Genomic DNA, 13,171 nt, shown 5'->3' with positions numbered 1-13,171 from the left:
TCGAGATGACATTAAAAAACAATGACAGTTATGAATCACACCATCAGCAGCCGCCATACTCCCGCTACCAACACCACGGCCAGGGCTGCCGGTGTCAGGACTTTCCAGCAGAGGTGCATGAGCTGGTCCACGCGCAGGCGCGGGTAAGTCCAGCGAGCCCAGAGCTGCAAAAACAGCAGCACCAGCGTTTTGGATATCAGCCAGAAAGCGCCCCAGAATATTCCTGTAATACCACCCGGGTTTCCGGTTGTCAGGTTGGCCAGCGCCAGCGGACCAAAGTTGGGCAAAGGCGTGTTCCAGCTACCCAAAAATAAAATTACCGCTACCAGGCACACCAGCACCATCATGGCATATTCTGCCAGAAAAAAAGTGGCGAACCGGAAACCGGAGTATTCCACGTGAAAACCCGCCACCAGCTCCGACTCTGCTTCCGGAATATCAAAAGGCGCGCGGTTACATTCGGCCAGCGAGGCGATGAAATAGATTACAAAGGCCACCAGCATCACCGGCGCCCGGAAAATATTCCAGGTAAAAAAACCACCCACATAAGTAGTATTGATGCCCAACGCTTCGATGCCGAAAAGCCAGTTAAGTTCGTACTCCAGCCCCGGGAAATAATTGATCAGCACCCCCTGCTGGTAACTTATCTCCTGGAAATCGAGCGACTGGCAGATCATCACGACCGACAGTATCGCCAGCCCGGCCGGTATTTCGTACGAAACTATCTGCGCCACCGAACGCATGGCGCCCAGCATGGCGTATTTGTTGTTCGAGCCCCACCCCGCCATCAGCAGCCCCACCACATCCAGCGAAATAATGGCCAGCAAGTAAAAAACACCGATGCCGATACCGGCAGGCACGAGGGTTGGCGCAAGCGGGATGACGGCAAAACCGGCAAATACCGCTGCAAAGATCATGATGGGCGCAATGGCAAACAGTTTTTTATCGGCAGCGGCGGGAATGATGTCTTCTTTCTGCAGCAGTTTGAGCACGTCGAGCAGGGGCTGCAGCGTACCGTGCGGCCCCGCCTCTGTTGGCCCCACCCGGTCCTGCATAAAGGCAGCTACTTTGCGCTCGGCATATACCACGACAATAACGATCAGCAGCATGAGCCCAACAGCAAGCACAAAGGCAAGTAATGGCATGAGGGTTTCGTTTGGTTATTGCCGCAAAGATAGGAGATTCAAGCGCTAATGTGCTAATTTTGACCGTTGATAGTAGGATTAAATGATGGGTATGATCTCTAAAATAAGCTATTCAATACTTTACCTTCCTTATTTAGGCAAGATAATGCAGGTACAAACTGCCGTCTGACCGGACCTATTTCTTAAAAACCCTTCCTGATAAAACGCAGCTTTTATTTGCTCCAATTCTGTAAGCATGATAATACCCCGTACTGCTGGGCACATGATGGATGCCAATTTCATCGCGAGTTGCGGCTGTGGTAGCAAATGCTTCCGTCTTTTCATAAAGCGTGTAATCCAGCCCATCAACTGCCTTGAGCAACACAATGCCGGGCACTCCATCTCTGGCGATCCACTTCCCTCTTATCACCTTGTTATCCTGCGTTACCCAGGTGTAGGTGCCATTTGCTTTAACTTCTAACGGAGGTAACTTCATTCCTCCGCTGAACCTGCGGTAAACATCGCCATTTTTCGTGAACGTAGAAGTTGCTCCTAGTACATGCACTTCCCATTTTCCTATAAAAAAATTGTTATTTGGTGTTTGGCCTGGCAGCAAAACGTTGTAGCACGGATAAGTATATTTCCAGGAAGCATCTTTTTCATCCCGCACCGTGTACTGCCTTTTCTCAGGATCATACGAAACAACTTTTCCGAAATTTTTACCCGTTAAGAAACCAAGCTCATCATACATTACACGGTCGCCTACTTTTATGCCGGCAGCTGTGCTTGCAGTAACTCCACGTGTTTTTCCTGGTTTGGGCGCAGCAACTGCATCTTTAACAGCTTTTTTCGCCGGTTCTGCTACGGCAACTTCGTTTTTACTTTTTCGGATGTTATAAACATGAAACCAGTCGCTTGTTTCAAAGCCATCGCGCTTGTACCGGACTTCATATTTTTCACCATCCTTGCCCATTATCTTGCCTGTGTACGTATTGCCATTATATCTTCTTACGTCTACTAAACTGCCAACTGCAAACGAGGCTTTCGAATCTGGCTGAAAACGCTTGTTAACATACGTTGCATTGTAACGGGTGTCGGTGGCGTGGTTACTGCAGTATTTCTCCCCGTTCAGGTGCACCTGGTAGGTACCATAGCCATAATCTGTATTCTGATACTCGCCTACGATAATGCCATGGGTAGCATCTCCTGCAGTAAACACTTCCACTTCATCGCCTAGTTTAAATTTATTCTGCGCATAGCCAGTAAGCGGAAAAACATGCAGCAAAAGCATCAATGAGATGTAAAGATTTTTCATACTTAATCGGTTTAAGACAAAGAACAACTCGCTTTCGAATTTATCACGAAATTTACAAAAAACTTAAAATTAAGATGATCATATTTAAGAAACTGTAGCGTTTTTTTGCACATAAGGCACTACAGAATAGCTAAAGGACTATTTGCGGATGTATTTGCAGGAAGGGGATTCCTGGTTGTCCTTAAGCTTTTCAATTCACCATCTTGACAATCTTTCCATCAAAACTCGCCACAATCAGGTAAGTACGGGAGCAGCGGCTATGGCGGCTGCAGCAGAAAGCTTTCACTCAATCCTGCGACCTTACCCAGCCAATAATGCGTAGGGGACCGCCGCTGCCGTCTTTGATTTTCATTGGCAACGCGATAACGTAAATCTCTTTCTCCGGCAGTTGGTCCAGGTTGGCTACGTTTTCGAATACGGGAATATTCCGTTCCAGCAACACCCGGTGGGCCTTGAAATCTGTTGACTGCCCATAATCAATGCTGGGTGTATCCAGGCCCAGCGCCTTCACACGTCGTTGTGTAACCAGCCATTCGGCAGCAGCAGGATCGAGGCCGGGGAAGTGCAAGTGCGGAATGGCTTCTGTGCCTTTCTGGTCGGTGCCAAAGTATTTTTTTGCATCGGGATAATACTGCCCATAACCGGTGCGGAACAGGATTATGGCGCTGTCAGGCAGCGTTCCGTTTTTCTTTTCCCAGGCTTCTATATCGGCCACTGAGATCAGGTAGTCGCTATCCTTTAACGCTTTCTCCGATACGTCTATCACCACGGCAGCACCCAGCAGGTTTTGCAACGGAACCCGGTCAACTGTTTGTCTTCCTTCGGCGAAATGCACAGGCGCATCGAAATGCGTACCGCCGTGCTCGGGTGCTGAAAAGGCGTTGGAGCTGTAAAAATACCCGCCTGGTGTCGTGCCGGCTGTTTGCGTATCCAGCTTAAACCCTGTCGGATTGTTGGGCCAGTAAAGCGTTTCTTCAGAAAATGGATAAGTGAGGTCGACCCAGTTGCCGCCGGATAAAAAGGCATCAAGACTTTCCTCCTGCTGTTGATTTTGGCAGTTGGTGAAGAGGAATAGGAGGAGGAAAGAGATGAGGTATGTCGCCTTCATTGCAGAGGAAAGTTTGGATGGAACTATAGAGACTAATCTTAGACTCTTGAAACAGGAGCTACTGTGTATGCTTCCGACTGCTGGCCAGTTAGTTAACTCCTGCTTTATTCACCGACTGTCTCCAGAATTTTCCTGACAATATTTTCTGATATTCTAAAATCAGTCTGCTGCACTTGATTTAGAAGAGGCAACAGCTTTTCTATATGGCCCTGTTCCTTTGCTTTGACCAAAATCCCGAGGCTGCCGGTAATTTTCAGATTTAGCGACTTGGCAACCTTTCTTGCTTTTAGGTCATCGAGTGCTACCAGAGCGTGGGGTAAATCAAAAGTCAACGAAATGGCACTTGATTCTCCTTTGTCTAAAATCTGCGCTAGTGTATGTTGAAGGGCTTTATTTCCTGCTTCTTTTACTTTTATCCAATTGGGTAAGGCTTTACCAAATTCTTCTGCAATTTCTGGTGTAACATAGATGCAGGAGTAGCAATTTCTAAGCAGTTCAAGCCTGTTTATTTTGTCAAACAAAATCAAGCAACTGGTATCACAGATTATCAGTTCAGGCATTGGTGATGTCAGATAATAAATCTTCTTCAGATTTGCTGAACAGCGAAAATCCGTACATGCCCATTATTTCTATGAAGGCCCTTTTGGAAAGTCCAGCTAAATGAGCGGCTTGCCCCAAAGAGAGTTTTTCTCTTTCATATAGTTCTCCGGCTAACAGAATTTTCAGCTCTGATTCATTTATATCCAGATTCTCAGGTAACGTTAAACTTACTGTCCGCATGTTCGACTATTTTTATAAATATAACCGTTTATTAGTATGTTTTGTTGCTTTTGCTTAAGCCCAATATTGAATATGTTTATATTGAATTGCAAGTGGTTATGACTTCTAAATTGCGAGAATTATAACATATAACATGATAAATCCATTAGCTATCAGACCAAGAGCATGAATAACAAGTTTTGCAGATGCATTAGCCTTACTCCTTTTGGCAAAAAAAAGCTTCTTCCATTGTAACACTACTTTTAGCAAACATTCCTGCAGCTAGCCCACAAGATCCTTGACAGGATGACAAAAAAGGTGAGGCTACTGTGGGAGCAATTAAATACTGTTTTGAATTACAACCACCCCACAATTTCCCCTTAGCACATCAGCACATTAAAAAATCAACACATTAAAAAATCCCCCTACTCCACCACATGCGGCACGAACTGCGACAGGTTGGTGATAATGCCTTTTTCGCGGCGGAAGCCGATGGCGCAGCCTTCTCCGGCCCAGAACACGCCTGCCTGATATTGGTTTCCGGAGTTATCTTCGGGCAGGTCGCACCAGCGCTGGTATACCTGCTGCTGGTTGTCGTATTCGCCTTGGGTGCGGGTTACGCGGCCACGGTCCGAGATTTCGAGGCTCTGGCCTTCGCGGCCGAAATAGGGTTTGCGGATGTACTTGCCGGTGAGCGGCTCCAGGTCGGCTTCCAGCAGGAGCGGGTGGTACGGGTAAGCTTTCCAGAGCCAGGCCAGCATGCCTTTGCTTTGGAAGAGCAGCGTGTAAGCCGGATTGGCAATCAGTAAGGTGCGGCTGCGGGCAAGGGTGGTCAGGCTTTGCAGCAGCTCGGGCTCTTCCCAGGCAATCTGCTCCCAGGGCAGGAGCTTGAACAGGAACGTAAACTGCTGCCACTGCCCGTCTTCCAGCTGCGCCCACACGCCTTTTTCGTCGCCCTCTGTGGAAACACTCATTTCTTCTGCCGGGCACAGGTGCGCATCGAAGCCTGCCTCGCGGGCGGCCTGCGCGAGCACGGCGCAATTGGTTTCGTCTTCGGCACTGGCACCGAAATAGGTGAGCAGCAAAGCGGGAGGCAGCTCGTTGTTGAGTTCGCGCCAGGTCCGGAACTGCTCCACCAGCGCCTCGTACAAACCGGAATACTGGTTGGCGTTATGCTTTCCTGCTGCTGCCAGGCTGGCCCACTGCACCACGGCTGTTTCGGGAATAGAGGTGGCGGTGTCCGCGTTAAACTCCAGCAGCTTCGGTCCTTCGGGCGTTTGGGCCAGGTCGAAGCGGCCGTACAGGTGCCAGTGGCGGTCGTCGTTCCACGACTGCCGCACCAGCGGCCAGAGGTTTTCAGGAATTCCCAGTATGTTCAGGAACGTATCGGGCAGCTCGTCTGGGATGGCCTGCACCAGCATGTCGTACAGGTTAGTGGCTGCTTCCAGCAAGGCTTCGGCTTCTGCTTCGGCTAGCACCACCGCCTCGCCCGGCACGTAGTTGGTGCAGCCTTCTTCCACGCACCAGTCCCAGCCCAGGCCGCGCACGGCAGTTTCTACATCGCCGGAGTGGGTGGTCAGGCGGATGGTGGCATTATCTTTAGACATGCAGTTTCAGTTTGATTGTTAGAATGGAATTTCCGCTAATCAGCAGCAGCTGAGGGTGTGGAGGCAGGTGCAGAACGGTTTTTCTTATAATTTAGGACCCTGCCCCACTGCTGCGGCCACCGAAAAAGCCTGTCCTGCCCGATTTGGGTGCAGTAGCACGCTGACGGTAGGTCTGCACGTTCTGTCGCCAGCCCTCAGTGCGCTGCATCACACTGGGATTTGCATAATATGCGGGATTTGGCGACGACATACGGCCGGCCATAAAACCCATGCCGCTCCACCACAACACGCTGCCCAGGCCAAAGCCACCGTGGCGGTAAGTTTGCTCGTTATTGGCCACTTCACGCATGCGGTTTTCCAGCGCCAGGCCCTGCAGGGTATCGATGCGGCCATCGTTGTACTTTAAAATAGCCATGCTTTGCCCCGGGGCGGTGGTGCGTTCGTCGGTAATTTTCCACTGGTCGGGCGCCTCTTCCGTCAGTTCGGTAACAATGCCATCGGGCACAGCTACTTCTTCTTCTCCCGCATTCCAGTCGTTGTTGCTCCGGTTGTCGCCGCAGCCGGTCAGGCCCATACAGGCAGCCGCTGCTACTATAAAGGCATTGCGCTTAAAATCGCCGATGGTCAGGTGTCGTTTTTTCATGTGGTGTTGAGCTGATGTGACAGGTACGTTAGGTATTATTTCTTACGGAAAGGAAGGCAGGTTTGTCGGAATAAAAAACCCGTATTAGTAAAAGCACTCCAAAAAAGTATTCTGCTGCTGCCACCATACCCACTGCTCCTGCTTGAGCAAGGGCAAAGGCGATGGAGGCAGGTGCAGTATAAATCTGAACCGCTACTCCCACAGCGGGTAATGCTCCAGGTGCACTTTCCGTTTAAAGAAGATCCGCGTCGATTCTTCGAACGAACGGGTAAAGTCCGAAACATAAAATTTATGGTCGCCGACCAGGTGCGCTGATGCCATGTGCAGCTTCTCCAGCGTTTGCTTTACATGGGCCGCCACAATCTGGCTGGCATCGAGCACGTCTACTTTCCGGGCATAAAACTTCTCGATCTGCTTTCTGATGAGCGGGTAATGCGTACAGCCCAGAATCAGCGCCTCGATCCCCTCCAGCTCCGGGTCCGACAGGTAAGCTTCAATCACACTCTCCGAAATAGAATCGTTAAAAAAGCCTTCCTCGATCATGGCAGCCAGCAAAGGCGTCGCTACCGATTTCAGGTTGATGTTCCGGTCGAGTTCGTCTACTTTTTTCCGGTACACATTGGAATTGACCGTCTGCTTGGTGCCAATCAACCCAATGGTTTTGGCAGGATAGGTTTCACCGATATAGGCGATAACAGGATCTATCACGTTGAGAACATGCGCTTTGCTGCCCACATACTCCTTTACCAGCTCATAAGCGGCTGCCGAAGCCGAGTTACAGGCAATCAGGATGAGCTTACAGCGCTGCCTGATGAGCAAATCGCAGATCTTAACGGCATAGGCCTGAATGGCTGCAGTAGATTTGTCGCCGTAAGGCAGGTGGGCTGTGTCGCCAAAATAAATGAGTTGTTCTTCCGGCAGCACATGGGTGATGGCCTGCGCCACCGTCAGTCCGCCAATGCCGCTGTCGAAAATACCAATAGGCTGTTCTCTTTTGTCCTGTACCATAGGAGGCGAAGTTACTTAAAATCAAGCAAACATCTGCTTGCCAATTTATTGCATATTTTACATAAAATACTTCACACAGGAATTATTTACCTGCACCATAAGTTATATTATTAAAACAAATAATTGCCCACCAGTTGCTTAAGTGGTTAAATATCTATATATTAACAACAAACGATATAGATATTCAGGATGCGGCTTCTTACCAACACCAGCACAAAAATCAGCTGTTGGCAACAGCAGGAACACCAGGTATGGCATAAATCAAAACGCATGGTTTAAGCTAAAAAAATATGATTAACCTAAACCATAAATTTATGTTAACAGCTCTATCAGCACCAGCACTCGTTATGAAGAAATCTTCCCTATATGGCAGCTTCAATAGCAGGCTTGTTGCGATGCTGATCGATAATATTTTACTCATTTTCTGGTATTCCATTATTTTCAATTTTTCTACAGACGACCCGCAGCTGCACGCTAACTGGGAGACGGATGTACAGACCCTGAACTTCCGTGCTGAAACGTTGCTGCTGGCGTTAAAGTCTATGTTTTTTAACGTTTACTTCCCTGTAGGCCACTGGCTGTACTACACGCTGCTGGAAGCTTCGCCCAAACAGGCTACCATTGGCAAGTTCACCCTGGGCCTGAAAGTAACCGACCTGCGCGGGAAACGCATCAACCTTCTGCAGGCGAACCTGCGGTACTTCACCAAGTTTATCTCCCTGCTCCCGCTCATGCTGGGCTTTTTCCTCGTCTTTTTCAGCAGGCGCAAACAAACGCTGCACGATTTTGTTGCCCGCACCGTTATCGTGTCACATCATTAAACTGCTGTAGCCAGAGAATCTCTGAAAAAAATAAAACAGGCCGGTTTCGCATCGGCCTGTTTTATTTTGGCGCTATCTAAACGCAGAATTGCCTAAATTTGAAGTATGAATTACCTATCTGCAGAAAATATAGCAAAAAGCTTCGGCGACCGCTGGCTCTTTAAAAACCTGAACTTTGGCCTGAGCCAGGGGCAGCGTGTGGCGCTGGTCGGCGTTAACGGCTCCGGCAAAACTACGCTCCTGAATGTGCTGGCAGGGAAGCTGCCGCCGGATGAAGGCAGCGTGAGCACGCGTAAAGAAATTACAGTCGGCTACCTGGGGCAGAACCCGGAGTTCGACGAAGAGCTGACCGTACAGCAGAATATTTTTTCGGGCCAGAGCGAGGTACTGGACCTGATCCGTGATTACGAAGCAGCCCTTGCCGACCCCTCTACCAGCGCCGCCAGAATGCAGCAGCTCATGGAGCGCATGGAAGAACTGCAGGCCTGGGATTTTGAACTGAAAGTAAAGCAAATCCTCTCCAAACTGGGCATCAACAACCTCGACACGCCGGTAAAAACACTTTCCGGAGGCCAGCGCAAACGCGTAGCCATGGCCCGGGTGCTGATAGAGGAGCCGGACCTGCTGATACTGGACGAACCTACCAACCACCTGGACCTGGACACGATCGAGTGGCTCGAGAACCTGCTCTCTACCCAGAACACCACGCTCCTGATGGTTACCCACGACCGCTATTTCCTGGACAAAGTAGCCAACGAAATTGCCGAACTCGACAATGGCCAGCTATACACCTACAAAGGCAACTACAGCTATTTTGTGGAGAAAAAAGCCGCCCGCGAAGAATCGGAAGCCGCCGAAACAGAGAAAGCCCGCAACCTGATGCGCAAAGAACTGGACTGGATCAGGAGGCAACCCAAAGCCCGCGGCACCAAAGCCAAATACCGGGTCGATGCGTTTGAGGAACTGAAAGAAAAAGCAGCTAAAAAAGTAGCAGGTCCTGCACTGGAATTGTCGGTAAAAACCACGCGCCAGGGAGGAAAAATTATCGAAGTCGACCATATCTCCAAATCCTTTGGCGAGAAAAAGATTGTCGACAACTTCTCCTATGTGTTCAAGAAAAAAGACCGGATCGGCATTGTAGGACCAAACGGAGCGGGAAAGTCCACCTTCCTGAACATGCTCACGGGCAAACTGGCCCCGGACAGCGGCACCGTGGAAGCCGGGCAAACAACCGTGTTTGGCTACTACACCCAGGACGAGCTGACGTTTAAGGAAGACCAGCGCGTGATCGATATAGTAAAGGAAATAGCCGAAGTGGTGGAAATGGCCAATGGCGAGGTAATTACAGCCGCCCAGTTTCTGCAGCACTTCCAGTTTGCGCCGCCCCAGCAGTACACCTTCGTAAGCAAACTGAGCGGTGGCGAGAAACGCCGCTTACAGCTGCTGCGCGTGCTCATCAAAAACCCGAACTTCCTCATCCTGGACGAACCTACCAACGACCTGGACATCATCACGCTGAACATCCTGGAAGATTTCCTGCTCAACTTTAACGGTTGCCTGCTCATGGTGTCGCACGACCGGTACTTTATGGACCGCCTGGTTGATCATTTGTTTGTATTTGAAGGCAAAGGCAAAATACGCAACTTCCCGGGCAACTACACCGATTACCGCGAGTGGCTGAAGGAACAGGAAAATCAGCCAGCGGAACAAAAGCCGGCAATCCCTGCCCCTGTAGCGCCAAAACAGGAACAGCCATCCGGCAAACGCAAAGCTACTTACAACGAAAAGAAAGAGTATGAAACGCTTGAGAAAGAAATAGAGCAGCTGGAGGCCAGGAAAACAGAGCTTACCGAAGCCATGACAGCCGGCACCACCACCGACCACACCCAACTCACGTCCTGGGCCACCGAACTTGAAACGATAAACGAGCAACTGGAAGAAAAGGAATTCCGCTGGCTGGAGCTGGCTGAACTGATGTAGCGCTTCCGTTTTCAAATAAATAAATTCACTACACAATACCGCCGGTTTTACTCCGTTAGAAAAGAAGATGACAGACCAGCCGCTTTCCGGCTTTGCTGTTATTGGCTTAGGTCATGAGCAAAGGCGTAAGCAACAAATAATGTGTGGATTAGCAAAAGCGGCCAGGTTTAGCATTTGGCCGCTTTTGTATTTTAATGCGTCAGCTCGTGGTTCATCATAAAGCCAACTTTGCGGGGTTTGGTCAGCTGCGCGTTATCCAGCTTTTGTTTTAGCGTAATCCGCTCTATCTCGCTTACATCCTGCCCCATCAGGTCGTTGTTGATGGCCGCAATAATGGCACTTTCTACAATGATGCGCAGAATGTGGTCGGTCACTTTATTTTTGGCAATCTGGTCGTAAGACAGGTCCATCTGCTTTACCCCCTCAATACAAAAGTGCTTTTCTATGTTCACCAGCATCCGCCCCACCAGGTACCCCGGATCATCGAGGCGGTTGTATTTGATGGTATCGGCCATAAAGTTATACGCCATGATATGCCCGAAGAACCTGCGACGGAAGTCTTTCTCCACATACTTGTTCCGCATGATCTCATAGCTATCCGGAAAGGTGATAATATTGGAGTGCATAACGAAGATGAGGAGATCCCCGGAAAACTTGATGTGGTATTCGTGTTCGCTTACATTTCTGTATTCAATTACCACATCCGCATTCTGCCGCGTAATCCTGTCGGTTAGTTCTGCCACAATTTCCACCGAAATCTGCTTCATGCGCTCAAAGGTTTCTTTGGTATTGCGGTAGATGATCTGCTTTGTTGCTGACTTTTGCTGTAAGCCATTTATAATGTCACTTAATCTGTCTTCTTCCATTACTGCCTTCGCCATATATTTCAGGTGCTATAGGTGTGGTTTATGAACTTAAATTACAGGTTTGGACGCTAAACAGGCAATTAATGTTTCCCAAAAATGTAATTCAGTTTACTTGCCTTCCGCTGTTCCCGGTCTGCCCGGCTAAACTTCCGGAGCACATCCCTGTTGTGTTGCCCAGACGAAGGTGGCGCAGCCAGTTTATCCGTTGTAGCTCCTGCTTCACCTGAATAGCAGCAGCATCGCCCTGAATCCTTCCTAAAAACATTGCTGCACCTGCCACCACACCCGCTCCTCCTGCCAAAACCGCCTGGCACCTGCCACTATGCCTCCAGTTCCGCCATCAGCTCCTCATTCAGTTCCAGGTTATGGTACACCTGCTGCACGTCATCGTCGTCTTCCAGGGCATCAATCAGTTTCATTATCTTGCGGAGGGCTTCCAGGTCGTTTACTTCCACTGTGGTTTTTGGAATGCGCTGCAATTCGGCGCTCTCTACCTCCAGTTCCAGCTCTTCCACCTTCTTTTGCAGCGAACCAAAGTCTTCCAGGGCGCAGTAAACCGTAAAGTAATCATCTTCAAACTCCACCTCCTCAGCACCGGCATCTATCAGTTCCAGCAACAGCTCTTCCTCATCCGGCTGCTGCTCGCCTTTCCTGACCACAAACACCCCTTTGCGGTCGAAAATAAAATCCAGCGAGCCTTTCGGGCCAAGGCTGCCGCCGTTTTTACTGAAGATGGTGCGCACGTTCTGCAGCGTCCGGTTCAGGTTGTCGGTCATGGTTTCTGCAAACACCGCCACACCGTTGGTGGCATAACCCTCGTAATTTACTTCAGTGTAACCACCATCGGTTCCTTCGCCTTTTTTAATGGCCCGCTCCATATTGTCTTTGGGCATGTTGGCCGCCTTGCTTGTCTGTATCGCCAGCCGCAAACGCGGATTCCCGGACGGGTCTGAACCACCTTCCTTCACGGCTACCGTTATTTCTTTGATCAGCTTGGTAAACATTTTAGAACGTTTAGCATCTACTGCTCCTTTTTGCCGCTTAATTTTCGACCATTTACTATGTCCTGACATAAAATATAGTTGTGTAAATATATTTTACAAATTATATATAATCATGAATCGTCAAAGCAGAAATATATAAAATAAACCGGTTACCGCAAAAAAAAGGCGGCCCTGCTTGTTCAGCAGGGCCGCCTTTTTAAATAATATAGATAAGCCTGTTTTTACGAAACAAGCCAGAATATAGCATTGATTATGTTCACCCCAATGAGTAAGCTCATATTCGGTGATTCTTTAATAAATCTTTTCATGGTATTCAGTTGTGTTAAAGCTTTTGTAATATTCCTACTTACATAGCTGTGGCTATTTTGACTTATTTTACGCTCGCCTACCAAATAAGTTTCGCTTGCAGAGAACATCATACCCAGCTTTAGATAAAATAATATTTTTATACTTTTTGTTAAATTATTACAGCAAAATTAACAACAATATTTAAATAAAAAAATATTTCATCAGAAATAATTCAACAAATTATAAGATTATTAAAAATATCCATTTTGGCTTTTTACCATCCTGCAGTGGAAACCGTTGTTGATAAATTCCTGCAGGTGCGCTATCTACTTATATATAAGTTTATTATATTTGCATCGTTATCCACATTAGCCACCCCTGAACCATCTTCACCACTCCCTAAATATAAGGAATTTACAACACCTCACTTAAAGTATTACTTTAAGTAAAACAGGACAAACACGCTTACAATCATTCTTTTTTATTTCCTCCACCCCCAGGGCAAAAACAGTTCTTCCTGCTGAGGCAACAGACACATTTTTACAATTAATAATTTAAATTATCATATAAAATGTTACTACAGCTGCCACCAGAGCCTTTGCTCCTGCCTGTTGCGCGGCAAACGTGGGTATGGTGACTGGTGAAGAA

12 protein-coding genes are annotated in these 13,171 nt (G+C 48.4%); 2 read left to right on the top strand and 10 right to left on the bottom strand.

Annotation, left to right across the window (positions count from 1 at the left end; all coding sequences use genetic code 11):
- Positions 1–35: 35 nt before the first annotated feature.
- From DCW36_RS10905 to murI, 8 genes are all read right to left on the bottom strand, one after another.
- Positions 36–1,145: a complex I subunit 1/NuoH family protein gene (locus tag DCW36_RS10905; protein ID WP_114778645.1), complete on the bottom strand. Its 1,110-nt coding sequence runs from the start codon at positions 1,143–1,145 to the stop codon at positions 36–38.
- 175 nt (positions 1,146–1,320) lie between these two features.
- Positions 1,321–2,439 (bottom strand): hypothetical protein, encoded by a 1,119-nt coding sequence (locus DCW36_RS10900; protein ID WP_114778644.1) that lies wholly within the window; start codon positions 2,437–2,439, stop codon positions 1,321–1,323.
- 286 nt (positions 2,440–2,725) lie between these two features.
- The gene (locus DCW36_RS10895) at positions 2,726–3,547 is read right to left on the bottom strand and encodes a cyclase family protein (RefSeq protein ID WP_114778643.1); all 822 of its coding nucleotides are present in this window, start codon (positions 3,545–3,547) and stop codon (positions 2,726–2,728) included.
- Positions 3,548–3,651: 104 nt separating this feature from the next.
- Entirely contained in the window at positions 3,652–4,107 is a 456-nt protein-coding gene (locus DCW36_RS10890; RefSeq protein ID WP_114778642.1) for a DUF3368 domain-containing protein, read from the bottom strand.
- Positions 4,100–4,327: a UPF0175 family protein gene (locus DCW36_RS10885; protein WP_114778641.1), complete on the bottom strand. Its 228-nt coding sequence runs from the start codon at positions 4,325–4,327 to the stop codon at positions 4,100–4,102. The genes DCW36_RS10890 and DCW36_RS10885 overlap by 8 nt, the downstream gene beginning before the upstream one ends.
- Positions 4,328–4,731: 404 nt before the next feature.
- Positions 4,732–5,913 (bottom strand): glutathionylspermidine synthase family protein, encoded by a 1,182-nt coding sequence (locus tag DCW36_RS10880; RefSeq protein WP_114778640.1) that lies wholly within the window; start codon positions 5,911–5,913, stop codon positions 4,732–4,734.
- A 91-nt stretch (positions 5,914–6,004) separates the two neighbouring features.
- Positions 6,005–6,556 carry a hypothetical protein gene (locus tag DCW36_RS10875; protein ID WP_114778639.1) on the bottom strand — a complete coding sequence of 184 codons (552 nt, stop codon included), beginning with the start codon at positions 6,554–6,556 and terminating at the stop codon, positions 6,005–6,007.
- Between the two features lie 192 nt (positions 6,557–6,748).
- Complete coding sequence (murI, locus tag DCW36_RS10870) at positions 6,749–7,564, bottom strand: glutamate racemase (protein ID WP_114778638.1); 816 nt, start codon at positions 7,562–7,564, stop codon at positions 6,749–6,751.
- A gap of 347 nt (positions 7,565–7,911) precedes the next feature.
- On the opposite strand from murI, the gene DCW36_RS10865 reads away from it, so the two are divergent.
- Together DCW36_RS10865 and DCW36_RS10860 are read left to right on the top strand one after the other, a co-directional pair.
- The gene (locus tag DCW36_RS10865) at positions 7,912–8,385 is read left to right on the top strand and encodes an RDD family protein (RefSeq protein ID WP_240676133.1); all 474 of its coding nucleotides are present in this window, start codon (positions 7,912–7,914) and stop codon (positions 8,383–8,385) included.
- A gap of 105 nt (positions 8,386–8,490) precedes the next feature.
- Positions 8,491–10,365 carry an ABC-F family ATP-binding cassette domain-containing protein gene (locus DCW36_RS10860; RefSeq protein WP_114778637.1) on the top strand — a complete coding sequence of 625 codons (1,875 nt, stop codon included), beginning with the start codon at positions 8,491–8,493 and terminating at the stop codon, positions 10,363–10,365.
- Positions 10,366–10,556: 191 nt separating this feature from the next.
- On the opposite strand, the gene DCW36_RS10855 is transcribed toward DCW36_RS10860, so the two are convergent.
- Together DCW36_RS10855 and DCW36_RS10850 are read right to left on the bottom strand one after the other, a co-directional pair.
- Positions 10,557–11,246 (bottom strand): hypothetical protein, encoded by a 690-nt coding sequence (locus tag DCW36_RS10855; RefSeq protein WP_240676132.1) that lies wholly within the window; start codon positions 11,244–11,246, stop codon positions 10,557–10,559.
- A gap of 305 nt (positions 11,247–11,551) precedes the next feature.
- Positions 11,552–12,304, bottom strand: coding sequence for a YebC/PmpR family DNA-binding transcriptional regulator (locus DCW36_RS10850; RefSeq protein WP_114778636.1), 753 nt, complete (start codon positions 12,302–12,304; stop codon positions 11,552–11,554).
- Positions 12,305–13,171 lie beyond the last annotated feature (867 nt).

The sequence above is a fragment of the Botryobacter ruber genome (genome assembly GCF_003347595.2).
GTDB lineage: Bacteria > Bacteroidota > Bacteroidia > Cytophagales > Hymenobacteraceae > Pontibacter > Pontibacter ruber_A.
The sequence above is the reverse complement of the archived record's forward strand: the minus strand, read 5'-3'. Positions and strand labels throughout refer to the sequence as shown.